Annotated in this window: 26 protein-coding genes; 11 read left to right on the forward strand and 15 right to left on the reverse strand. The window is 74.6% G+C overall.

Translation table 11 applies throughout. From position 1 onward, the window contains the following. Positions 1–22: 22 nt before the first annotated feature. The 11 genes from ACFQ8T_RS01105 to rpmB all read right to left on the reverse strand — a co-directional run bounded on the left by ACFQ8T_RS01105 (position 23) and on the right by rpmB (position 7,153). Positions 23–1,174: a glycoside hydrolase family 76 protein gene (locus ACFQ8T_RS01105; protein ID WP_430544730.1), complete on the reverse strand. Its 1,152-nt coding sequence runs from the start codon at positions 1,172–1,174 to the stop codon at positions 23–25. Beyond that, positions 1,171–2,436, reverse strand: coding sequence for an ABC transporter substrate-binding protein (locus ACFQ8T_RS01110; RefSeq protein WP_429762929.1), 1,266 nt, complete (start codon positions 2,434–2,436; stop codon positions 1,171–1,173). Before ACFQ8T_RS01110 ends, ACFQ8T_RS01105 begins: the two co-directional genes overlap by 4 nt. After that, a complete protein-coding gene (locus ACFQ8T_RS01115; protein WP_430544731.1) occupies positions 2,420–3,379 on the reverse strand; it encodes a carbohydrate ABC transporter permease in 960 nt (319 codons plus the stop codon). Before ACFQ8T_RS01115 ends, ACFQ8T_RS01110 begins: the two co-directional genes overlap by 17 nt. Further along, on the reverse strand, positions 3,376–4,203 hold the full coding sequence (locus tag ACFQ8T_RS01120; protein WP_429762927.1) for a carbohydrate ABC transporter permease: 828 nt from the start codon (positions 4,201–4,203) through the stop codon (positions 3,376–3,378). Before ACFQ8T_RS01120 ends, ACFQ8T_RS01115 begins: the two co-directional genes overlap by 4 nt. A 160-nt stretch (positions 4,204–4,363) precedes the next feature. Continuing rightward, the gene (locus ACFQ8T_RS01125; RefSeq protein WP_430544732.1) at positions 4,364–5,695 is read right to left on the reverse strand and encodes a glycoside hydrolase family 125 protein; all 1,332 of its coding nucleotides are present in this window, start codon (positions 5,693–5,695) and stop codon (positions 4,364–4,366) included. Positions 5,696–5,822: 127 nt separating this feature from the next. Then, positions 5,823–5,990: a 50S ribosomal protein L32 gene (gene rpmF / locus ACFQ8T_RS01130; RefSeq protein ID WP_430544733.1), complete on the reverse strand. Its 168-nt coding sequence runs from the start codon at positions 5,988–5,990 to the stop codon at positions 5,823–5,825. Positions 5,991–6,032: 42 nt separating this feature from the next. Continuing rightward, positions 6,033–6,155: a type B 50S ribosomal protein L36 gene (gene ykgO / locus ACFQ8T_RS01135; protein ID WP_079573901.1), complete on the reverse strand. Its 123-nt coding sequence runs from the start codon at positions 6,153–6,155 to the stop codon at positions 6,033–6,035. Then, positions 6,152–6,430 (reverse strand): type B 50S ribosomal protein L31, encoded by a 279-nt coding sequence (locus ACFQ8T_RS01140; protein ID WP_430544734.1) that lies wholly within the window; start codon positions 6,428–6,430, stop codon positions 6,152–6,154. The genes ykgO and ACFQ8T_RS01140 overlap by 4 nt, the downstream gene beginning before the upstream one ends. A gap of 14 nt (positions 6,431–6,444) precedes the next feature. Then, positions 6,445–6,750: a 30S ribosomal protein S14 gene (gene rpsN, locus ACFQ8T_RS01145; protein ID WP_430544735.1), complete on the reverse strand. Its 306-nt coding sequence runs from the start codon at positions 6,748–6,750 to the stop codon at positions 6,445–6,447. Further along, complete coding sequence (gene rpmG / locus ACFQ8T_RS01150; RefSeq protein ID WP_079573907.1) at positions 6,750–6,917, reverse strand: 50S ribosomal protein L33; 168 nt, start codon at positions 6,915–6,917, stop codon at positions 6,750–6,752. The genes rpsN and rpmG overlap by 1 nt, the downstream gene beginning before the upstream one ends. Next, positions 6,917–7,153: a 50S ribosomal protein L28 gene (rpmB, locus tag ACFQ8T_RS01155; protein WP_430544736.1), complete on the reverse strand. Its 237-nt coding sequence runs from the start codon at positions 7,151–7,153 to the stop codon at positions 6,917–6,919. Before rpmB ends, rpmG begins: the two co-directional genes overlap by 1 nt. Positions 7,154–7,253: 100 nt before the next feature. Here rpmB and ACFQ8T_RS01160 point away from each other — a divergent pair, with 100 nt between their 5' ends. Together ACFQ8T_RS01160 and nhaA are read left to right on the forward strand one after the other, a co-directional pair. Next, positions 7,254–8,405 (forward strand): CobW family GTP-binding protein, encoded by a 1,152-nt coding sequence (locus ACFQ8T_RS01160; protein WP_430544737.1) that lies wholly within the window; start codon positions 7,254–7,256, stop codon positions 8,403–8,405. A 109-nt stretch (positions 8,406–8,514) separates the two neighbouring features. Further along, complete coding sequence (gene nhaA / locus ACFQ8T_RS01165; RefSeq protein ID WP_430544738.1) at positions 8,515–10,338, forward strand: Na+/H+ antiporter NhaA; 1,824 nt, start codon at positions 8,515–8,517, stop codon at positions 10,336–10,338. A 6-nt stretch (positions 10,339–10,344) separates the two neighbouring features. Here the strand turns inward: nhaA and ACFQ8T_RS01170 are convergent, their stop codons facing one another. Further along, a complete protein-coding gene (locus ACFQ8T_RS01170) occupies positions 10,345–10,863 on the reverse strand; it encodes a GNAT family N-acetyltransferase (RefSeq protein WP_430544739.1) in 519 nt (172 codons plus the stop codon). A gap of 80 nt (positions 10,864–10,943) precedes the next feature. Between ACFQ8T_RS01170 and ACFQ8T_RS01175 the strand changes: the two genes are divergently transcribed. The 4 genes from ACFQ8T_RS01175 to ACFQ8T_RS01190 are packed head-to-tail and all read left to right on the forward strand — an operon-like array spanning position 10,944 to position 13,412. Further along, positions 10,944–11,552, forward strand: coding sequence for a TetR/AcrR family transcriptional regulator (locus ACFQ8T_RS01175; RefSeq protein WP_430544740.1), 609 nt, complete (start codon positions 10,944–10,946; stop codon positions 11,550–11,552). Between the two features lie 8 nt (positions 11,553–11,560). Next, positions 11,561–12,070, forward strand: a complete 510-nt coding sequence (locus ACFQ8T_RS01180) for a nucleoside deaminase (RefSeq protein ID WP_430544741.1) — start codon at positions 11,561–11,563, stop codon at positions 12,068–12,070. 19 nt (positions 12,071–12,089) lie between these two features. Beyond that, the gene (locus ACFQ8T_RS01185) at positions 12,090–12,923 is read left to right on the forward strand and encodes a hypothetical protein (protein ID WP_430544742.1); all 834 of its coding nucleotides are present in this window, start codon (positions 12,090–12,092) and stop codon (positions 12,921–12,923) included. A 54-nt stretch (positions 12,924–12,977) separates the two neighbouring features. After that, the gene (locus tag ACFQ8T_RS01190) at positions 12,978–13,412 is read left to right on the forward strand and encodes an arsenate reductase ArsC (protein ID WP_430544743.1); all 435 of its coding nucleotides are present in this window, start codon (positions 12,978–12,980) and stop codon (positions 13,410–13,412) included. A gap of 86 nt (positions 13,413–13,498) precedes the next feature. On the opposite strand, the gene ACFQ8T_RS01195 is transcribed toward ACFQ8T_RS01190, so the two are convergent. Further along, positions 13,499–14,914, reverse strand: a complete 1,416-nt coding sequence (locus ACFQ8T_RS01195) for an FAD-dependent oxidoreductase (protein ID WP_430544744.1) — start codon at positions 14,912–14,914, stop codon at positions 13,499–13,501. An 84-nt stretch (positions 14,915–14,998) separates the two neighbouring features. Here ACFQ8T_RS01195 and ACFQ8T_RS01200 point away from each other — a divergent pair, with 84 nt between their 5' ends. Further along, the gene (locus tag ACFQ8T_RS01200; RefSeq protein ID WP_430544745.1) at positions 14,999–15,379 is read left to right on the forward strand and encodes an ArsR/SmtB family transcription factor; all 381 of its coding nucleotides are present in this window, start codon (positions 14,999–15,001) and stop codon (positions 15,377–15,379) included. Here the strand turns inward: ACFQ8T_RS01200 and ACFQ8T_RS01205 are convergent. Together ACFQ8T_RS01205 and ACFQ8T_RS01210 are read right to left on the reverse strand one after the other, a co-directional pair. Further along, complete coding sequence (locus ACFQ8T_RS01205) at positions 15,348–16,613, reverse strand: MFS transporter (protein ID WP_430544746.1); 1,266 nt, start codon at positions 16,611–16,613, stop codon at positions 15,348–15,350. The genes ACFQ8T_RS01200 and ACFQ8T_RS01205 overlap by 32 nt on opposite strands. 86 nt (positions 16,614–16,699) lie before the next feature. Beyond that, positions 16,700–17,575 carry a LysR substrate-binding domain-containing protein gene (locus ACFQ8T_RS01210; protein WP_430544747.1) on the reverse strand — a complete coding sequence of 292 codons (876 nt, stop codon included), beginning with the start codon at positions 17,573–17,575 and terminating at the stop codon, positions 16,700–16,702. A gap of 98 nt (positions 17,576–17,673) precedes the next feature. On the opposite strand from ACFQ8T_RS01210, the gene ACFQ8T_RS01215 reads away from it, so the two are divergent. From ACFQ8T_RS01215 to ACFQ8T_RS01230, 4 genes are all read left to right on the forward strand, one after another. Next, on the forward strand, positions 17,674–18,921 hold the full coding sequence (locus tag ACFQ8T_RS01215) for an MFS transporter (RefSeq protein ID WP_430544748.1): 1,248 nt from the start codon (positions 17,674–17,676) through the stop codon (positions 18,919–18,921). Positions 18,922–18,923: 2 nt separating this feature from the next. Beyond that, on the forward strand, positions 18,924–19,697 hold the full coding sequence (locus tag ACFQ8T_RS01220; protein ID WP_430544749.1) for an alpha/beta fold hydrolase: 774 nt from the start codon (positions 18,924–18,926) through the stop codon (positions 19,695–19,697). A 124-nt stretch (positions 19,698–19,821) separates the two neighbouring features. Next, positions 19,822–20,415, forward strand: coding sequence for a hypothetical protein (locus ACFQ8T_RS01225; RefSeq protein ID WP_430544750.1), 594 nt, complete (start codon positions 19,822–19,824; stop codon positions 20,413–20,415). A gap of 155 nt (positions 20,416–20,570) precedes the next feature. Next, a complete protein-coding gene (locus ACFQ8T_RS01230; protein WP_429762910.1) occupies positions 20,571–20,987 on the forward strand; it encodes a VOC family protein in 417 nt (138 codons plus the stop codon). The last annotated feature ends 3 nt before the right edge of the window (positions 20,988–20,990 follow it).

A 20,990-nucleotide genomic window follows, 5' to 3' on the forward strand; every position in this document is an offset into this window, starting at 1 on the left:
GGCTCGGGCCGCGCGCTGCCCGTCATCCCAGCGCCGCCCGGACCTCGAGCGCCATCACGGCGCTCAGCACGGTCGAGTACCCCACCTGGGTCGGTGCCGGCCGGGTCCAGTCGTCCCCCGGCCGCAGCACCACGCCCGCGTGCCGCAGGCTCTCCACCGCGGCCATCGGCGCCCCGTCCGCCGGGCGCGCGCCGCCGTACGGCACCAGACCGTGCTCCCACAGGGCGTCGGTGCTGGTGCGCACCAGGTCCTCGACCGCGGGGACGGACCGCTCCTCGAGCAGCAGCGCCGCGTACCGGTACCAGACGCCCTTGAACAGGCCGACGTCGCCGCCCGCCGTGTCGGGCACGTCGTCGTCGACCAGGTCGCCCTCGCGGCGGAAGACGCCGCCCGTGGCGAGCTCGCGCACCGACGTGAGGGCCGTCCGCTCGGCCGTGTCCAGCCAGCCGGCGTCCCCCGTGGACCTGTACATCTCGACGCAGGCGCCGATGTACAAGCCCTGGTTGTAGGTGAAGCGCCAGTGCGTGTCCACGTCCGTGCCGCCCTCGCGGCCGAGCCCGTCCTCGACGAACCCGTCCGGCCCGACCAGGTGCTCCTCGAGCCATGCCACCGTGCGCAGCGCACGGTCGAGGAAGGCGCCGTCGCCGGTGCGTCGTGCCAGCCGCGCGCCGAGGATCGCCAAGGGTCCGTTGGCCGGGGTGTTCTTGTAGTCGGGCTGCTGCTTGCGCCACGACAACGACGGCCCGTGGACGTCGTTCCACCCGAGCGACACCACGTGCTCCCACAGCGCGACGACGTCCGCCTCGACGGCCGCGCGCTCGCCGTCGTCCGGCGTCGCCTCGGCCAGCCGCAGCAGGGCGAGGGCGTACCAGAGCATGTCGTCGAAGTAGTCGTTGAACAGGCTGCCGCCGTTGCGCTCGCGGATGTTCGCCGCGGTCGCACGCGCCGCGTCGAGCCACGCGCCGTCGCCGGTCCGGGCGAAGGCGTCGAGCCGGCAGTCGACGACGTGCGCCAGCCACCAGTAGTTGAACGTGGCGTCGGCGGGCTCGGGATGCCCGTTGTGCAGCAGCTGCGGCGCGGCGGCCCCGTAGAGCAGGTCGACGCTGTGCTGCGCGACGTCGGCGCGCCCCGCCCAGGTCTGCACGCGAGCGGCGTCGGGGGTCGTGGTCGTCATCGGTTGGCCTCCAGGATGCGGTCGCCCTGCGCGGCGGCGTCGGCGAGGGCGGCGGGACCGTCCAGGGATCCCGACATCACCTCCTGCAGGGCGGGGATGAGGGCGAGGGTCTCGACGTCCGAGTACCCGGGCACGGGCGGGCGGACGGAGGCCACCTCGATGGTCTCGACCATCGGGGCGAAGCGGTCGTCGACCGTGCCCACCGCGCGTCGCGACGCCTCGACGTTCGCCGGGATGTTCTTGCTGATCTCGGCGAACGCGAGGCTGTTCTCCTGGTCCGCCGCCCACCACTTCATGAGCTCCCACGCACCCTCGGGGCAGGGTGCGTCGGCGGGGACGACGAGGCCGAAGCCGCCCATGGAGGCGCCGGAGTCGCCCCGCGGCCCCACGACGGCCGGGACGACGCCGTACTCGAGGCCGTCGACGGCGTCCCAGGTGGGGAGGTTCCAGGGCCCGTCGTACTTGATCGACACCGCACCCTGGGCGAAGGCGTCGATGCCGTCGGAGAAGCCCAGCTCGTACACCCGCCGCTCGTGCAGCAGCTCGTCCCAGAAGTCGAGGACCTCGAGGCCCTGCGGGGAGTCGAACGCCGTGTGGCGCTCCGTCGGGTCGAGGAGCTCGCCGCCCGCCTGCTTGAGCCACATGCTGAACAGCCCGACGTCCTGGATCTCGAAGCCCGCCCGCGTGAGCCGCCCGCCCTCGCGGACCGTCAGCGCCTCGGCGGCGTCGGCCAGCTCCGCCCACGTCGTCGGCGGGCGGATGCCGGCCTCGTCGAGGTGCGCCTTGTTGTAGAAGAGCGCCCGCGTGTCGACGATGAGCGGCAGGCCGAAGGTCTCGTCGCCGACGCTCATCTCCCGCACCGACTCCGCGTAGAAGGACCCCAGGTCCACGCCGTCGCGCGCGGCCCACGAGTCGATCGCCTGCAGCGCACCGCGGCGGCCGTACTTGGCCGTCTGCCACCGGTCCCACAGCACCAGGTCGGGCACGTTGCCCGAGGCGATGCCGGTGAGCATCTTCTCCTCGAGCACGCCCTGCGGCACGTACCGGAACTCGTACTCGGACTGCGCCGCGTTGAACGCGTCGAGCTGCGTCGTGATCTGCGCGGCCTGGTCGCCCGCCCAGCTGCCCCACATGGTCAGGCGACGGGCGCCCGCGTCCGTGTAGCGGGGCTGGTTCGGCGCCGCGCAGGAGGACAGGACGGCGGCACCGGCACCCAGGCCGAGCGCCCGCAGGATCGCGCGGCGGCTAACGGGCGTTGACATGGGAGACCCCCTCGATGATGTAGCGCTGGGCGAAGACGAACAGCAGCAGCACCGGCAGGCTGGTGATCACGGTCCCGGCCATGAGCGGGCCGTAGTCGGTGGCGTAGTCGGTGACGAACGACGCCAGCCCCACCTGCACCGTCCACATCTCCTGGACGTTGAGGACGATCAGCGGCCACATGAAGGAGTTCCAGCCCGCCTGGAACGTGAGGATCGCGAGCACGGCGGCGCCCGCCTTGGCGAGCGGCAGGTAGACCTGCGCGAAGATGCGGAACTCGGACGCGCCGTCGATCCGCGCGGCCTCGCCCAGCTCGTCCGGGATCGAGGAGAAGAACTGCCGCATGAAGAACACGGCGAACGCCCCGGCGGCCCCGGGCAGGATGATCGCCCACCAGGTGTTGAGCAGGCCGACGCCGCCCTGCCCGACGACGTTGTTGCCGCCGGCGAACGGGATGGCGCGCAGCACCAGGAACGACGGCACCATCGTCACGATGCCGGGCACCATGAGCGACCCCAGCAGGGTGACGAAGAGCGCCCGCTTGCCGCGGAACTTCAGCTTGGCGAACGCGTACCCGGCGAGGGAGCCGAAGAACAGGTTCAGCACGACCCCGGCGACGGCGAGCAGCATGGAGTTCGCGAAGTAGCGGCCGAACGGCACCTCGGTGATCACGCGGTCGTAGTTCTCGAGCGTGACGGTGCGCGGGATCAGGTCCAGCGCCCCGGACAGGATGTCGCCGGCCGGCTTGAGCGACGTGACCAGCGTCCAGAACAGGGGGAAGACGGTGAGGACCGCCACCGCGACGACGGCGATCCACCAGGCGACGGCGCCCACGCGCTGCGCCGGGGTCCGGTGCTTGGTGTGCAGCACGGCCGGCCGGGAGGCCCCGTCGGCAAGGGCGGCGGTGGCCGCGACGGACAGGCCGGGTGCGGTCTGCGCGCTCATGTGTTGTCCCTCCCCGTGACGCGGGCGTTGATGACCGCGAAGATCGCGATGATCGCGAAGAGCACGAACGAGATCGCCGACGCGTAGCCCATCTCGAGGTTCCCGAAGCCCTGCGTGTAGATGTAGTAGACGAGCGTGATCGTCGAGTTGCCCGGGCCGCCCTTGGTGAGCACGTAGGCCTGGTCGAACACCTGGAACGCGCCGATCACCAGGAGGGTCGAGACGAGGAACGTGGTGCGCGACAGGCTCGGCATGACGACGTAGCGCAGCTGCTGCCACCAGCCCGCCCCGTCGATGCGGGCGGCCTCGTAGAGCTGCGGCGGGATCCCCTGCAGGCCGCCGAGGTAGATCATCATGTTGGTGCCGAAGCCGGCCCAGACGCTCATGATGACGATCGCCGGCATCGCCCAGTTCGAGTCGTACAGCCAGGCCGGGCCGTCGATGCCGAACCAGCCGAGCGCGACGTTGACCATGCCGAACTGCGGGTTGAGCAGCCACAGCCAGATCGTCGCGGTCGCCACCGTCGACGAGACCACGGGGACGTAGAAGAAGGTCCGGAAGAGCGTCGAGACCCGCACGTTGCGGTGCAGCAGCAGGGCCGTCGCCAGCGCGACCACGATCCCGAGCGGCACGAACAGCACCGTGTAGTACGCCGTGTTCCGCAGGGCGATGAAGAAGTACGGGTCGAGGAAGAGCCGGCGGTAGTTGTCGAGACCCACCCAGCCCGAGTCGCCGATGACCGAATAGCTCGTGAAGCTCATGACGAGCGCCATGCCCGCCGGGATGACCACGAAGATCGCGAACAGGGCGATCGGGAGGGCCACGAAGAGCCACGCCCACCTCTCCTGGATCCTCCACTGCCGTGAGGGTCTGCGTGGTGCCAGGGCCGGGGGCGCGGACTCCGCAGTCCTGCCCGGCGGCGCCGTCGCCGCCGTCGTCACCGTCATGGTTCAGATCGCCTCCTTCGCCGATCCGCACGTCCGCCTACGCGTCGTGCCTGAACACTTCCGCCCCGGGTGCCCCGGGGACGTGGTACCCGACGACGTCGAGCACGAGCTCGCAGAACATCGAGTCCGCCCAGCTGAACCACTCCCTGGTGAACTCCTCGGGGCGGTCCACGTGGTACGACTCGCACATCCGCCCGCGTGCCGCGTTGGCCGCGAGCATCGACGCGACGAGAGCGCGCTTCTCCGCCGGGTCCGTCGAGGTCAGGCCCCGGACGGCGGCCGAGATGGGCCAGACGTAGCGCGGCGGCGTGTGCGGGCTGCCGAGACCGTCACCGGTCGTGCCGCGCACGTAGGTGGGGTTGTCGTCGCTGAGGGCGAACCGGCGCGTCGCGACGTAGAGCGGGTCGTCGAGCGCGACGCCGCCGGTGAGCGGCAGGGAGAGCAGGCTCGGCATGTTCGAGTCGTCCATGAGCAGCCGGTGGCCGAGGCCGTCCACCTCGTAGGCGAAGATCCGCCCGTGCTCGGGGTGGTCCACGACGCCGTGCCGGCGGGTGGCGGCATCGAGCTCGGCGGCGAGCTCCTCGGCCCGCGCGGCCAGGCCCGGGTCGGCGACGGGGCCGAGGGCGAGCTCCGCGAGGTCGCGCAGCGACGCGGCGGCGAACAGGTTGCCGGGCACGTTGTAGTGGTGGACGCACGCGTCGTCGCTGGGGCGGAACGCGCTCCAGGTCATGCCGGTGACGGCGACGGGCGACCCCTGGCCGTCGCGGACGAGCGTGTCGGTCGGCGGGCAGTCGTCGCGCTCGAACCGGTAGTCGGACCGCGCGTCGTGGTCCTGCTCGGTCCGGAGCGTGGCGACGACGAGCTCCGCGGCCTTGCGGAACGTGTCGTCGAGGTGGTCCGTGCGCCCGGTGGCGAGCCACAGCTGGTGCGCGAGCTGGAGGGGGAACGCGAGCGAGTCGACCTCGTACTTGCGCTCCCAGACGCCGGGCGTCATCGCCGTGCGGTCGGCCTGGTGCCCGGCGCCGTCCGGCGTCCGGTTGAAGGCGTTGGCGTACGGGTCGTGCAGGATCTGGGTGCTCTGGCGCCGGACCAGGGCCGCGACGACGTCGCCGATCCCCGGGTCGACGTCGAGCAGGGCGAGGTACGGGCGCATCTGTGCCGCGCAGTCGCGCAGCCACATCGCCGGGATGTCGCCGGTGAGCACGAAGGCGGTGCCGTCGGGCTCGAGCACGACGGCGTCGCGCAGGGTGCGCCGCATCGCCTCGGCGAAGACGGCGGCCGTCGGGACGTCGAACGCCGCGGCGACGCGGTCGGTCACCTCGCGCAGCACGCGCTCGTCGAGCATCGGGGGGCCACCCTGGTCCGTCACCACGCACTCCATCGTTTGGATATATCGAATAGGCGGAACATACCAGCGACGACGGCGGGTGACCAGAGCGGGCACGACGAAACCCGCGGCGCGTCGCGCCGCGGGCTCGCCTCGCGTCCCGGCCCCGTCAGCCCGGGTCCACGTCTCCTCGCCGCACCGCCCGCAGGAGCCGGGGCGGGACCTGCACCGTGCGGCCGGCCACGACCACGGGGACGAGCACCGGCGGCTCGGCCTTCCACCGGGCCCGGCGGCTGCGGGTGCGGGAGCGGGAGGTCTTGCGCTTGGGGACGGCCACGGCCGCTCCTCTCGTCAGGTCGGTCTGGGGAGAACCCCCGGTTCAGCCCTGGCGGGCCTTGAACCGGGGGTTCTGCTTGTTGATGACGAACGTCCTGCCGCGGCGGCGGACGACCTTGGCGCCCGGCAGGCGCTTCAGCGACCGCAACGAGGCGCGGACCTTCATCGGGCACCCTGCCCGTAGCGGCGGCGGAACTTCTCGACGCGGCCGGCGGTGTCGACGACGCGCGCGGCCCCGGTCCAGAACGGGTGGCTGGCGGCCGAGATCTCGACGTCGACCACGGGGTAGGTGTTCCCGTCCTCCCACTCGATCGTGCGGGCGGGGCGGCCGGGCCCGGAGGCGGCGTCCCCCGCCAGCGTGGAGCGCGTGAGGAACGCGGTGCCGGCGCTGGTGTCGCGGAAGACGACGGGGCCGTAGGTGGGGTGGATGCTCTGCTTCATGGTGGTGTCTCCTCTCACCAGCTGGACTTGGTGACGCCGGGCAGCTCGCCCCGCAGCGCCAGCTGGCGCAGGCGGATGCGGGACAGCCCGAAGCGGCGCAGGTAGCCGCGGGGGCGGCCGTCGACGACGTCGCGGTGGCGCAGGCGGGTGCGGCTCGCGTCGCGGGGCTGGCGCTGCAGCTCCATGACGGCCGTGGCCCGCTCCTCCGCCGTGGACGACGGCGACGCGACGACGCGCTTGAGCTCGGCCCGCCGGGCGGCGTACCGCTCGACGACGTCGCGGCGCCGCGCGTCGGCGGCGATCTTGGACGTCTTGGCCATCAGCGCTCCTCGCGGAAGTCGACGTGCCGGCGCACGACGGGGTCGTACTTGCGCAGCACGACGCGGTCGGGGTCGTTGCGGCGGTTCTTGCGGGTGACGTACGTGAAGCCCGTGCCCGCCGTCGAGCGGAGCTTGACGATCGGGCGCAGGTCGGTGCGGGTGGCCATCAGACCTTCTCTCCTCGTGCCTGGATCCTGGCGACCACGACCTCGATGCCGTCGCGGTCGATGGTCTTGATGCCCCGGGCGCTCACCCGCAGCGTGACGGTGCGGCCGAGCGAGGGCACCCAGTAGCGCTTCTTCTGGACGTTCGGGTCCCAGCGGCGCTTCGTCCGCACGTGCGAGTGCGAGATCGCGTGGCCGAACCCCGGGACCGTGCCGAGCACCTGGCAGCGGGCGGACATCGATACCTCCGTTGTGAGAACGGTTCTCATCAGGGCGCTACAGTGACAGACTTGAGAACTGTTCTCAAGTACCGTCATCCCCAACCCACCGGAGGTGCTCGTGATTCCCGACCGCCCGCACGCGCCCGCCACGCCCGCCGCACCGGCGCTGAGCGTGCTCGTCGCCGTCGACCCCGTGCTGCGCGACGCCGCCGCCGCCAGCCTGACCCTGGGGGCTCCCGACGTCGTCGTGGTGCGCCACGACCTGCTCCCGGACGACGGCGCGCTGCGCCGCGTCGTCGTCGACGCGACCGGCGTCCTGGAGGACGAGACGGTGGCGCTCGAGCACGCGTGCGTGTCGTGCAGCGTGCGCGAGGACGCCGTGCCGGCCCTCGCCCGTCTCGCCGACGACGGTCGCTGGGCCCACCTCGTGCTCGCCCTGCCCGTCACCGCCGAGCCGCTGCCCGTGGCGCGCGCCCTGGCGGCGCAGGCCCAGCCGGGCGGGGCGCTCGAGGCCCTCCGGCTCGCCGCGACGGTCGGCGTCGTCGACCTCGACGCCCTGGAGGCCGACCTCCTCGGCGACGACCTGGTCGACGAGCGCGGGCTCGCGCTCACCGACGACGACCAGCGGCCCGTCGGCGAGGCGCTGGCCGCGCAGCTCGAGCAGGTGGACGTGGTCGTCACGACCGGCGCCTCGGCCACGGGAGGCGGCCTCGTCGACCGGCTGCGCGCCGTCGACAGCCACCGCGTCGAGGGCCTGCACGACCTCGACCCCGTCGCGCTCTCCGTCCGATCGCACGCCCCCGCCGCGGCCGAGCGCCGCGCCCACCCGCTCGGCGCACGCGGCGCCCGCCGGCGCGCCAAGGACCCGCGCGACCGGAGCTGGAGCCTGCTGCTGCGCAGCGACCGCCCCTTCCACCCGGAGCGGCTGCTGGCGCACGTCGAGGACCTCGGCACCGGGCCGGTGCGCAGCCGCGGCGTCTTCCACGTGCCGAACCGGCCCGACTCCGCGTGCCTGTGGGACGGCGCGGGCGGCGCCCTGTGCGTCGCGGACCTCGGCACCTGGGACGAGGTCGCGGCCGGGCACCCGCCCGTCACGCGCATCCTCGTGGTCGGGGCGGGCGAGCCGCGCGACGCCCGCGAGGTGCACGACCGCATCCTCGACGCCTTCGGCGAGGCCCTGGCCACCGGCGCCGAGGTGGCGGACGGCGGGCTGCGCTGGCTCGGTCGCGAGGACGTCCTGGCGCCCTGGCTGGGAACACGGACCGCCTGAGCGCTGTTCCTTCCCGCGCGGGCCACGTGCCGGTCCCCCTGCGACCGGAGCCCGGGGCCGTCATAGGCTCCTCGCGGACCCGCACCCACGACGGACGGGAGGCACCCGCATGGCCGCACGCGCGCTCGCCGAACGGCTGCGCACCGAGTCCGGGGCCGCGCTGCTGCTCGTGGGCGTGACGCTGCTGGCGCTCGTGTGGGCCAACTCGCCGCTGTCCGGCTGGTACGAGCACCTGTGGGAGCTGCCGATCCACGTCGACGTCGGCGACCTGCGCTTCGACATGGACCTGCACCACTGGGTCAACGACGGCCTCATGGTGCTGTTCTTCTTCGTCGTCGGCCTCGAGGTGCGCCAGGAGCTGGCGATCGGGTCGCTGCGGCAGCGCAGCTCGCGCCTCGTGCCGCTCGTGGCGGGCACGCTCGGGGTGATCGTGCCCGCGCTCGTCTTCCTCGCCGTCGCCGGCCACGCCGACCCGCACGGCTGGGGCGTCGTCGTCGGCACCGACACGGCGTTCCTGCTGGGCGTGCTCGCGCTGGTCGGGCCCGCGATGTCGAGCCAGCTGCGCGTCTTCCTGCTCACGCTGTCCGTGGTGGACGACTTCCTCGCCGTCGGCATCATCGGCGTCGTCTACTCCGAGGAGGTCCGCCTCGCGCCGCTCCTCGTCGCCGTCGCCGCGCTCGCCGTGCTGTGGCTGCTGGGCCGGATGCGCGAGTGGCGCAGCTCGCCGTACGTGCTCGTCGTCGTGGTGCTGTGGGGCGCGACCGTGCAGGCGGGCGTGCACCCCTCGATCGCGGGCATGCTCGCCGGGCTGCTCGTGCCCGCCGTCGCCACCCGGCGCGACGACGTGCTGCAGGCCAAGAGCCTGTTCCGCGACTACTGGCAGTCGCCCAGCGCCAGCGTGGCGCGCAACGCCCGCGTCGGGCTCGCCCGGTCCATCTCGGTCAACCACCGCCTCCACGACGTCCTCCGCGGGCCCGTCTCGCTCGTCGTCGTGCCGCTGTTCGCGCTGGCCAACGCGGGGATCGACCTCCGCGGCGGCGCGCTGGGCGCGGCGCTCGGGTCGGTGATCACGTGGGGGGTCGTGGCGGGCCTGGTCGTGGGCAAGCTCGTGGGGATCGGCCTCGGCACATGGGGCGCGGTCCGCGCCGGGCTCGGGAGGCTGCCCGACGGCGTGGGCCCGGGCAGCGTGCTCGGCGGCGCGGCCCTGTCCGGCATCGGCTTCACCGTGTCGCTGCTGGTGGTGGACCTCGCGTTCGACGGCACGCCCGCGGGGCAGGCCGCGACGGTCGGCATCCTCATCGCGATGGTGCTGTCCACCCTGCTGGGGTGGACGATCTTCACCGTCGCCCGCGTGCGGTACGGCGAGGCGAGCGCGGACCTGCCGGTCACGCTGTCCCCCGCCGTCGACCCCGACCGCGACCACGCGAAGGGCGACGTCGACGCCGCGCACACGGTCGTCGAGTACCTCGACTTCGAGTGCCCGTTCTGCGCCCGCGCGACCGGGATGGGGGCCGAGCTGCGCGAGCACTTCGGCGACCGCGTGCGGTACGTCGTGCGGCACCTCCCGCTGCGGGACGTGCACCCGCACGCCTACCTCGCGGCCGTCGCCGCCGAGGCCGCGCACCGGCAGGGCCGGTTCTGGGAGATGCACGACGCGCTGTTCGCCCACCAGTCCCGGCTGGAGCCGGACGACCTGCGCGGCTACGCCGCCACGCTCGACCTGGACCTCGAGCGGTTCGACGCCGACCTGACGGACGAGGCCCTGCACGCCCGGGTCCGCGCGGACGAGGCGAGCGCCGCGGCGTCCGGCGCCCGCGGCACGCCGACGTTCTTCCTCGACGGCGTCCGGCACCGCGGCCCCCACGACGCGCGCACGCTCATCGCGGCGCTCGAGGCGAACGAGGACGACCCGGCGCTGCGCCGCCGGTCGTGAGGCGGGTCAGGCGGGTCGGGTGAGGTCGAGCGCCCAGGTCTGGCCGACGAGGTCGTGCCCGAAGCTGTGGTGCGGCCGCTCGTCGACCAGCGCGAACCCGGCCGCCTGGTACAGGTGCCGGGCGGAGGCGAGCACGTCGTTGGTCCACAGCACGACCCGCTGGTAGCCGGCCTCCCGGGCGAAGCGCAGGCACTCCTCGACGAGGCGCCCGCCGACCCCGTGGCCGCGCGCCTCCGGAACCACGAGCAGGATGCGCAGGCGCGCGACGCGCTCCTCCTCGTCGGCGACGAGGAGGATGGAGCCGGCGCGGCGACCGTCCACCTCCGCGATCCACGCGGCCTCGCGCGCCGGGTCGTGCGCGCCCGCGTAGTCGGCCACGATCCGGGCCACGAGCGCCTCGAACTCCGCGTCCCACCCGAACTGGCGGTGGTACACCTCGCCGTGGGCCTGCACGATCCACCCGAGGTCCCCCGGCCGGTCCGCGGGCCGGACGACGACGGCGTGCCGGACGGCTGTCCCGGTCATGGCCCCTCCTTCCGTCGGGTCGGCGACCCCCCGGCCGCCGACTGAAACGACTGTTTCACTCGTCCGCTAGGGTAGCTCCCATGACGCGGCAGGCACCACCCCCCTCCCCCCGCCGCACCGAGCTGCTCGAGGCCGCGTACCGCTACGCGCTCGAGCACGGGCTGACGGACCTCTCGCTGCGCCCCCTCGCGGCCGCGGTCGGGTCGAGCCCGCGGGTGCTGATCCTGCTGTTCGGCAGCAAGGAGGGCCTGGTCCGGGCCGTGCTCGCCCGGGCCCGCGAGGACGAGACCGCGCTCCTGGACCACCGGGCCGACGAGCGGGGCCTCGCCGACGCGGGCCGGCACGTGTGGGAATGGCTGGCGGACCCGGAGCACCGCCCCCTGCTGCGGCTGTGGGCCGAGTCCTACACGCGATCCCTCGGAGCCGACGACGGGCCGTGGCACGGCTTCGCCCGCGGCACGGTGGACGACTGGCTCGCCCTGCTCGCCGCCCACCAGCCTGCGGGCGAGCGAGAGTCGGAGGCCGGCGCCCGCCGCCGCACGGCGGTCCTCGCCCTGTTGCGCGGCGCCCTGCTCGACCTGCTCGCCACCGACGACGTCGCGCGCGTCGACGCCGCCGTCCGGGCCCAGCTGGCGCTGCTCGACGACGCCTCAGCACGGCCGGTCGGTCCCGCCCGCGACGGGGCATGATGGACCGCATGGGATACCAGGAGCCGTCCGCGACGACCGACGCCGACCTGCCGTACCTGCGCCGGTGCGTGGACCTCGCGCGCGAGGCGCTCGACGACGGGGACGAGCCGTTCGGCTCGCTGCTGGTCGACGCAGCCGGCGCCGTCGTGTTCGAGGACCGCAACCGCGTGAAGGACGGCGACCAGACCCGCCACCCCGAGCTCGAGATCGCCCGCTGGGCGGCCGCGCACCTCACCCCCGAGGAGCGGGCGGGCGCCACCGCGTACACGTCGGGCGAGCACTGCGCGATGTGCAGCGCGGCGCACGCCTGGGTGGGCCTCGGCCCCATCGTCTACGCCTCGAGCACCGCGCAGCTCACCGCGTGGCTGCAGGAGTGGGGCGTCGCGCCCGGCCCCGTGACCCCACTGCCGGTGGGCGCCGTCGCGCCCGGCGTCCCCACCCGCGGGCCCGCCCCAGCCCTCGCCGACGAGGTGCGCGGCCTGCACGCCCGACTGCACGGCGTGCGCGACCCCGCCTGACGGTGTTTGCCTGGGGACCATGACCGACACCCCCGAGCCCACCCCGAGCCGCAGCCCCTGGACCTGGCGAGTGATCGTGCTCGCCGTCGTCCTGGTGGCCGCCGTCGTCGTCTGGCTGGCCGTGCGGGACGGCGGCAGCGACGGCGCGACCGCCGCGTCGCCGTCGCCCACCGCGACCGCGACCGCGACGGAGGACGCCTCCCCCGACCCGTCCTCCTCGCCCACGACGACGGGCGCCGCGGGCTGCGCCGAGACCGACGACGGCACCCCGGAGGGCGCGGACACGCACGAGGTCGTCGACGTGGACGGCGACGGCGAGCCCGACACCGCGTGGCTCACCGGCGGCGCCGAGCGCCGGTTCGGGATCACGACGGCGTCAGGCGCCACGTTCTCGGCCGCGATCGACTCGGCGAGCCCGCAGCGCGCGTCCGCCGTCGTCAACGTCGTGGCGGCCGGGGACAGCACCGCCCCGATCGCCCTCGTCGACACGGGCCGCGAGGTGCTGCTCTTCTCCGCCGCCGACTGCGACCTCGCCGCGACGCAGAACCTCGCCGGCGCGCCCTACACGTTCGACAAGGGCTTCACCGGCCAGGGCACGGGCGTCGGGTGCACCGCGGTCGACGGCGCGCTGCACCTCGCGGGCCTGAACGCGACGTCCGCCGAGGGCAGCTCGTTCACCGTCACCCGCACCTTCGTGGACCTGGACGACGCCGCGCTGAACGCGTCGAACGGCGACGAGGCGACCGTCGCGGACGACGCCGGGCCTGACGACCCCGTCGTCGTCACGGCGCAGGAGACCAGCTGCGGCGAGGCGGTCGTGGGTGAGGACGGGCCGGTGGAGCCGGAGTCCTGAGCCGTCGAGCACCGACCCCTTGCATCGCGCATCGACGTCGATCAATATGAGGGCATGCCCGCCCTCCCCGACGACCGCGCCCGGCCGTCCGCCCTGTTCGTCTGCGTGCACAACGCCGGCCGCTCCCAGATGGCCGCAGGCTTCCTGCGCGCCCTGTCCGGCGGCGCGGTCGAGGTGCGCTCCGCGGGGTCGATGCCCGCCGACCGCATCAACCCCGTCGCCGTCGAGGCCATGGCCGAGTCCGGCATCGACCTCACCGCCGAGCAGCCCAAGGTCCTCACCACGGAGGCCGTCCGGGCGTCCGACGTCGTCATCACGATGGGCTGCGGCGACGCCTGCCCGATCTTCCCCGGCACGCGGTACGAGGACTGGGAGCTCGACGACCCGGCAGGCCAGGACATCGAGGCCGTGCGTCCCATCCGGGACGAGATCCGGCGCCGGGTGCTCGGGCTGCTCGCCTCGCTGGGCGTCGACCCTGTCGCCCACTGACCCGTCCGACACACCCTTCCACCAAGCGATCCCTCGCGTCATTCGGTCGAATGACGCGAGGGATCGCCTGTTGGAAGGCCGGTGGATCAGCTCTCGTCGTCGCCGGAGCGGCCGTGGGCGACGCCCGTGGCGAAGCCGACGCCCGCCGGAGCCCCGACCCCGAGCTCGACGAGCTGCGGCTCGCTCGGCCCGCTGCCGCAGCACGACCCTGTGGACGACTCGCCGTCGGCCTCCAGCGCCAGGTCGCTGGAGCAGACGCCGGTGGCGGGCAGGTCCAGCTCGACGGCGTCGGCCGCCGCGCGGTCGCCGGCCAGCGCGGCGGCGACCGAGCGCACCTGCTCGTACCCGGTGGCCAGCAGGAACGTCGGCGCTCGGCCGTACGACTTCATGCCGACGAGGTAGAAGCCGTCGTCCGGGTGGCGCAGCACCTGCTCGCCGTGCGGCGGCACCGTGCCGCAGGAGTGCTGGTTCGGGTCGACGAGCGGGGCGAGCGCGCTCGGCGCCTCGACGACCGGGTCGAGGTCGAGGCGCACCTCACGCAGCATGTCCAGGTCGGGCCGGAAGCCCGTGGCGTTGACGATCGCCTGCACGTCCAGCGCCAGCGGCTCGTCCTTCGCCGTCCCGAGCACCCGCACCGACCCGCCGTCCGGGACGAGCCGCTCGATCGAGACCCGCGTCAGCAGCCGCAGCCGGCCGGCGTCGACGGCCGCGCGCAGCCGCGTGCCGAGCAGCCCGCGGGCGGGCAGCTCGTCGTCGGTGCCGCCGCCGAACAGGCGCCGCGCCGACCCGCCGCGGATCGCCCACGTGACGGTCGTGCCGGGCTCGGACTCGGACAGCTCCACGAGGCTCAGCAGGGTGTTCGCCGCGGAGTGGCCCATCCCGACGACCAGCGCGTGCCGCCCGGCGAAGCGGGCGCGGTCGACCCCCAGGACGTCGGGCAGCGGCCCGGTGACGAACGGCGCGGCGTCGGCCTCGCCGGCCGCGGGCAGGCCGCTGACGCCGAGCGGGTTCGACGTCGAGAACGTGCCGGAGGCGTCGACGACGGCGCGGGCGAGGACGTCGGCGACGCGGCCCGCGGCGTCAACGGTCCGCACCCGATAGGCGCGGCGCTCCCGACCGAGCGAGCGGGTCTTGTCCGCCCCGTCCCTGGCGACAGCCAGCACGCGGGTGCCGGTGCGCAGCCGGGACGCGATCTCGGGCGTCGCGGCGAGCGGCGCCAGGTAGCCCTCGACGAGCTCGCCGCCGGTCGGCAGGGCGTCGGCGTCGGGCGAGGTCCACCCGGTCGGCTCGAGCAGGCGGCGGGCCGCGGCATCGACGTCGTACCGCCACGGCGAGAAGAGCCGCACGTGCCCCCACGACGCGACAGCAGCGCCGGCGCTCTCGCCGGCCTCCAGCACCAGGGGTTCGAGGCCGCGCTCCAGCAGGTGCGCCGCCGCCGCCAGGCCCACCGGGCCCGCGCCGATCACGACCACCGGGAGCTCGCTCCGCACCGTCTCGACCATCTCGCACTCCCTCGTATCGATGAACTTCGATGACTGAACGGGGACAACGTATCCACATTCTTCGATGCGTGGCAAGATGGAGGCATGACGACGATCGACCTGCCGCTGACGCCCGTGTCCACCGAGGGCGGCTGCTGCGGCACGGACGCTCCCCCGGTGGACGTCACCGAGGCGCGCGACCTCGCGCGCACGTTCAAGGCGCTCGCCGACCCGACGCGCGTGCAGCTCCTGTCGATCGTCACCGCGCACGATGGCCACGAGGCGTGCGTCTGCGACCTCACCGAGCCGGTCGGGCTGTCGCAGCCCACCGTCAGCCACCACCTCAAGATCCTCGTCGAGGCGGGCCTGCTCGAGCGCGAGCAGCGCGGGCGCTGGGCGTACTACCGCGCCGTGCCGGGCGCCGTCGCCGACCTCGCGGGCTCCCTCTCCACGCTCATGCTGTCGCCCGCGACGGCCTCCGCGTGAGGAACAGCACCGGGATCAGCAGCAGCGACAGGACCCCGCCGCCGAGGGCCAGGGTGGCGTAGCCCGACCCGGCCATCACGACGCCGGACATCGCGCCCCCGCCCGCGCCGGCGAGCGCGATGAGCACGTCGACCGTGCCCTGGGTGCGGGCGCGGGTGGCGGGCGTCGTCGCGTCGACGATGAGCGCCGTGCCCGCGATGAGGCCGAAGTTCCACCCGAGCCCGAGCAGCGCGAGCGACAGCACGAGCAGGACCATCGAGTCGCCCGGCGCGACGGCGCCGGTGATCCCCGCGAGCAGCAGCGTCACCCCCGACGCGACCGCCATCGGGACCCGTCCGACCTTGTCGACCAGGACGCCCGTGACCAGCGACGGCAGGAACATCGCCGCCACGTGGATGCCGATGACGAGGCCGACGTCGCCCAGGTCGTGGCCGTGGCCGCGCATGTGCACGGGCGTCATCGTCATGATCGCGACCATCGCGATCTGCGTCAGCACCATCACCGTCGCGCCGACGACGACGCCCGCCGGCACGGTGCGCCGCGCGCCGTCCGGAGCCCCGTCCGTCCCCGCCGGCGGCGCGCCGTCGTCCGCGCCGTCCGCGGCACCGGCCAGCTCCTTCGCGACGAGGAACGGGTCGGGCCGCAGGAAGGCGAACAGCGTGCCGCCGGCCGCGAGGAAGGCGACGGCCGCGAGCAGGAACGGTCCCGCGAGCGCAGGCAGCCCGAACGACGTCGCGAGGACGCCGAGCGGCTCCACGAGGTTCGGCCCCGCCACGGCCCCGAGCGTGGTGGACACCATCGCGACGCTGGCCGCCGTCGCGCGGCGGTCCGGGGCGGCGAGGTCGGTGCCCGCGTACCGGGCCTGCAGGTTGGTGGACGTGCCCGCCCCGTAGACGAACAGCGACACGAGCAGCAGCGGGACGGCGCCGAGGGCCGCGGCCACCACCACGCCGACCGCGCCCAGGCCGCCCGCGGCGAAGCCCAGCCCCAGGCCCACCCGACGGCCCGCGCGCTGCGTGATCCGCCCGACGAGGAACGCCGCGAGCGCCGAGCCCAGCGTGAACAGCATGGTCGGCACGCCGGCGAGGCGGTCCGTGCCGAGCATCTCCTGCGCGAGGAGCGCCCCGACCGTGACGCCCGCGGCCAGCCCCGCGCCGCCGAGCACCTGGCTCGCGACGACGACGGTCAGCGTGCGGCGCTGCAGCGTGCGCAGCTCGTCGGGCGACGGCAGCACCGGATACCTCCAGGGTCGACGGACGGGCCATCGGCAGGGTAGCCGCCCACCCGCGCCGACCATGCGGTGGCGCACCTTCCGGGGGCTCAGAACGTGCGCAGCTCCATGGTCGGCGACGGTCGGACGGCGGTGACGGCGGCCGGTGGGCGAGCGCCGTCGGCCCACGCGATGCCGAGCCGCCGGGTGGTGCGCGGCTCCAGCGGCACGTAGACGGGGTCGGCGGCGTCGGGCCGCTCGGGCCGGGGCAGCACGGCGACGCCCATCCCCGCGGCGACGAGGCCGCGGATGGTGTCGACCTCGCTGGACTCGAACGCGACCTCCACCTCGACGCCGGCGGCGCCGAGCATGCCCTCGACGACGCCGCGCAGCTCGGTGGTGCGCGAGAAGGCGACGAACCGCTCCCCCGCCAGGTCGTCCACGCCCACGCTCGCGCGCCCGGCCAGCCGGTGCCCCGGCGGGACGGCGACGCACAGCACCTGCTCGTGCAGCAGCCGCCAGCTCGTGGTGCGGGTGGGCGGCGGGGGCGTGACGAGCGCGAGGTCGAGCACGTCGTCGTCGAGCCAGCCGAACAGGTCCTGCGCGAAGCCCTGGCGCAGCTCGAAGCGACGGTCCGGGTCGTCGCGACGCAGCTCGGTCACGACGCGCGGCACCAGCCACCGCGCCACGGACTGCAGGAAGCCGAGCCGCACGGTGCGCGCGCCGAGCGCCTCCTGGCGCACGTGCCGGCGCGCCACCTCGATCTCGTCGAGCACGCGGGCGGCGTCGCCGCGGAAGCTCACGCCGGCACGGTTGAGCGCGATGCGGCGCCCGTGCCGGCGGAACAGCTCGACGCCGAGCCCCGCCTCGAGGCGGGCGAGCGTGCGGGAGACCGTCGACTGGTCCACGCGCAGCAGCGCCGCCGTGTCGCGGGTGCTCTCCGTCTCGCAGAGGGACAGGAACACCCGCAGGGTCTGCTCGTCCATCTCGCACCCCTCCCTCCGGACCGACAGATGCAATTCTGGCATCACGACCGGCGCCCGGATCATTTGGCGCATCGAAGCGCCGGGCGCATCGTGGTCCGGTGACCACCGCCCCGCCCGCGCCCGCCTCGGCGCGCGACGCCGCCCCGCTCGCGGGCCACCGCCCCGGGTCGCGGGCGTACCGCCGCACGCTGCTCGGGCTCGCCGCGGGCGGGCTCGCGAACTTCTCGCTGCTCTACTACGTGCAGCCGCTGCTGCCGCAGGTCGCCGCGCACTACGACGTCTCGGCGGGCGCGTCCGCCCAGGTGCTGTCGGTGACCACCGCGGCGATGGCCGTCGCACTGCTGGCCGTCGGCCCGGTCGCCGACCGGTTCGGGCGGGTCGAGGTGATGCGCTGGTCGCTGCTCGCCTCGGGCGTGCTGGGGCTCGCGAGCGCCTTCGCCCCCACCTGGGGCAGCCTGCTGGTGCTACGCGGGCTGGCCGGCGTCGCGCTGGCCGGCCTGCCCGCCGTCGCGCTCGCGTACCTGCGCGAGGAGATGCACCCGGGCGCGCACGCCCGCGCCAACGCCGCCTACATCGCCGGTACTGCGGTAGGCGGCGCCGTCGGGCGGCTCCTGCCCGGCCCGCTCGCCGCCCTCGGCGGGTGGCCGCTGGCCACCGAGGTACTGAGCGTCACGACGCTCCTCGCCGCCGTCGCCCTGTGGGCGCTGGTACCCCGCTCGGCACGGTTCACGCCGCGGCCGCTGCGGCTCGGCAGCGTGCTGACCGGGACGGCGTCGGCCTTCCGCGACCCGGTCGTGGCGCTGCTGTGCGCCGTCGGCTTCGCGAGCATGGGCACGTTCGTCGGCGTGTACAACGCGGTCGCCTTCCGGCTCGAGGCGCCGCCGTTCTCCCTCGGGCACGCGGTGACGCTCGTGTACCTGGCGTACCCGGTCGGCATCGTCACGCCGTCGGTCGCGCAGCTCCTGGCCCGACGGCGCGGGCGCGGCCCGGCCGTCGTGGCGGGCCTGGTGCTGCTCGCCGTCGGGGTCGCGGTGACCGTGCCGCCCTCCGTCGTGGCCGTCGTCGCCGGGCTCGGCGTCCTCACCGTCGGCTTCTTCTGCGCGCACTCCCTGGTCAGCGGCTGGGCCGTGGACCGCGCGCACCGGCAGGGGCGCGGCACCGCGCAGGCGTCGAGCGCCTACCTCTTCGCGTACTACGTGGGCAGCGCCATGATGGGCGCGGTCGCGACGCACGTCTGGGAGGGCGCCGGCTGGGCGGGAGTGGTCGTGACGGCGACCGCCACCACCGCCGTCGCCGTCACCGCCGCCGCGGTCGCCGCGCGCCTCGACCGCCGCCCTACGCTGTGACCGTGCCGCACGCGATCGCCGACGACTCCGCCGAGATCGCCTACCAGGTGCGGGGCGACGGGCCGCCGCTCGTGCTGCTGGCCGGGCAGGCGAACTCCCACCGCTGGTGGGACCCGGTGCGCGGCAGCCTCGGCGCCGGGCGCCGCACGATCACCCTGGACTGGCGCGGCACCGGAGCGTCCGGCCCCACGGACCGCGAGCTCACCACGCGGCGCCTCGCGGGCGACGTCGCCGCCGTCCTCGACGACCTGCGCGTCGAGCGCGCCGACGTCTACGGCACGTCGATGGGCGGCCGCGTCGCCCAGTGGTTCGCCGTCGACCATCCGCACCGGCTCGGGCGGCTCGTGCTCGGGTGCACGACGCCGGGCGGCGCGCACGCCGTCGAGCGCTCGCTCGAGGTGCGCCGCGCCATGGTGCAGCCCGACCGCCGCGCGGCCCGGCGCGCCCTGCTGGACCTCATGTACACGCCCGCGTGGCTGGCCGCGCACCCCGGCCCGACGACGGTCGAGGGCGACCCGTCGATGACTCCGCAGGCGCGGCGCGACCACCTGCGCGCCAGCGACGGCCACGACGCGTGGGACGACCTGCCGCGGGTGCTGGCGCCCACGCTCGTGCTGCACGGGGCGGACGACGTGCTCGCTCCCGCGGTGAACGCGGACCTGCTCGGGCGGCGGATCCCCGGCGCGCGCGTCGAGGTGCTGCCCGGCCTGCGGCACGCGTACTTCCACGAGGGCGAGGCCGTCGCGACGCCGCTGGTGCGCGAGTTCCTCGGGTGATCCCTCCGGCGAACCCCTGAGCCGGCCCTGAGCCCGGCGTCCTCCCCGGGTCGTACGTGCCGACCGCGAGGTTCCGCTCCGAGGCCGACGACGCCGCCACCTGCGCGTTCGTAGCGTCGAGGACATGACGCAGCACGAGAACCACCACGACCACCGCAGCACCCACCGCGCCGACCGCGCCGACGTCTCGACCGTCACCACGTCGCCCGTGCGCCGCTACCGCGGCGTCGGCGTGCTGGCGCTCGCCTCCGTCGTCGCCGTCACGACCACGGCGTGCGGCGCCATCTCGGAGGCGCTGCAGGACCGGAGCTCCGGTCACACCAAGGCGTTCGCGTACGACAGCGGCGCCGACGGCAAGGCCGACGAGGGGCTGCCCTCCTGGGTGCCCGACGACGCCTCCGACGTCCGCGGCGTCTTCCGCACCACCGGCGACGAGATGATCCTCACGATGGAGGCCGAGGTGACGTCCCTGCCGACCGACTGCACGTCCGTCGACGCCGACCACCCGCTCGTCGCGAAGCCCGCGCGCGACACCCTCACCGCCGACGACTACCGCACCGGATCGACGCTCGAGGCGGGCTGGTGGACCGCCGGCCAGGAGCAGGACGCGACCCTGCAGTGCGGCGGCTGGTGGGTGGGCGCGAAGGACGGCGCCCTGTTCGGGTTCACCCCGGAGCTCAAGGCCGTGCAGATCGAGGACCAGCCCGACCCGGCGTGACCGGGACGACGCCACAGGCCGGCCGAACTTCACCCGCCCCCGGTCGTCCGGGCAGCGGCGTGGACGGGACGACGGACGGATGCTGGAGGGGTCCGGCACCCTCGTGGCGGCTCCCCACGCCCGGGGACCGGCGGTCACAAGGGAGTGGAACGGCGATGGTCACGACTCGGCGCGGGTTCTCCAGCTTCTCGGTGGACGACCTCGACGCGGCACGCAGCTTCTACGCGGACACCCTCGGGCTCCGCGTCACGACCCTGGACGAGGGCATGGGCCTGGTGCTCCACCTCGACACGAGCTCGCCGGTGTTCGTGTACCCCAAGGAGGACCACACCCCGGCGGCGTTCACCGTCTTCCACCTGGCGGTGGACGACGTCGACCCGGTGGTGGACGACCTCGTCGCGAAGGGCGTGAGCCTGGAGCGCTACGAGGGCTTCGACCAGGACGAGAAGGGCGTCGCCCGCGGCTTCATGGAGGGCGGCGACGGCGCCTGGTTCACCGACCCGGCGGGCAACGTCATCGGCCTGATGGACGGCGAGGGGGTGCGACAGCTCCTCGACGAGGTCGGCGGGTGACCT

It is taken from the genome of Isoptericola sp. NPDC056618, assembly GCF_042792715.1.
GTDB lineage: Bacteria > Actinomycetota > Actinomycetes > Actinomycetales > Cellulomonadaceae > Isoptericola > Isoptericola nanjingensis.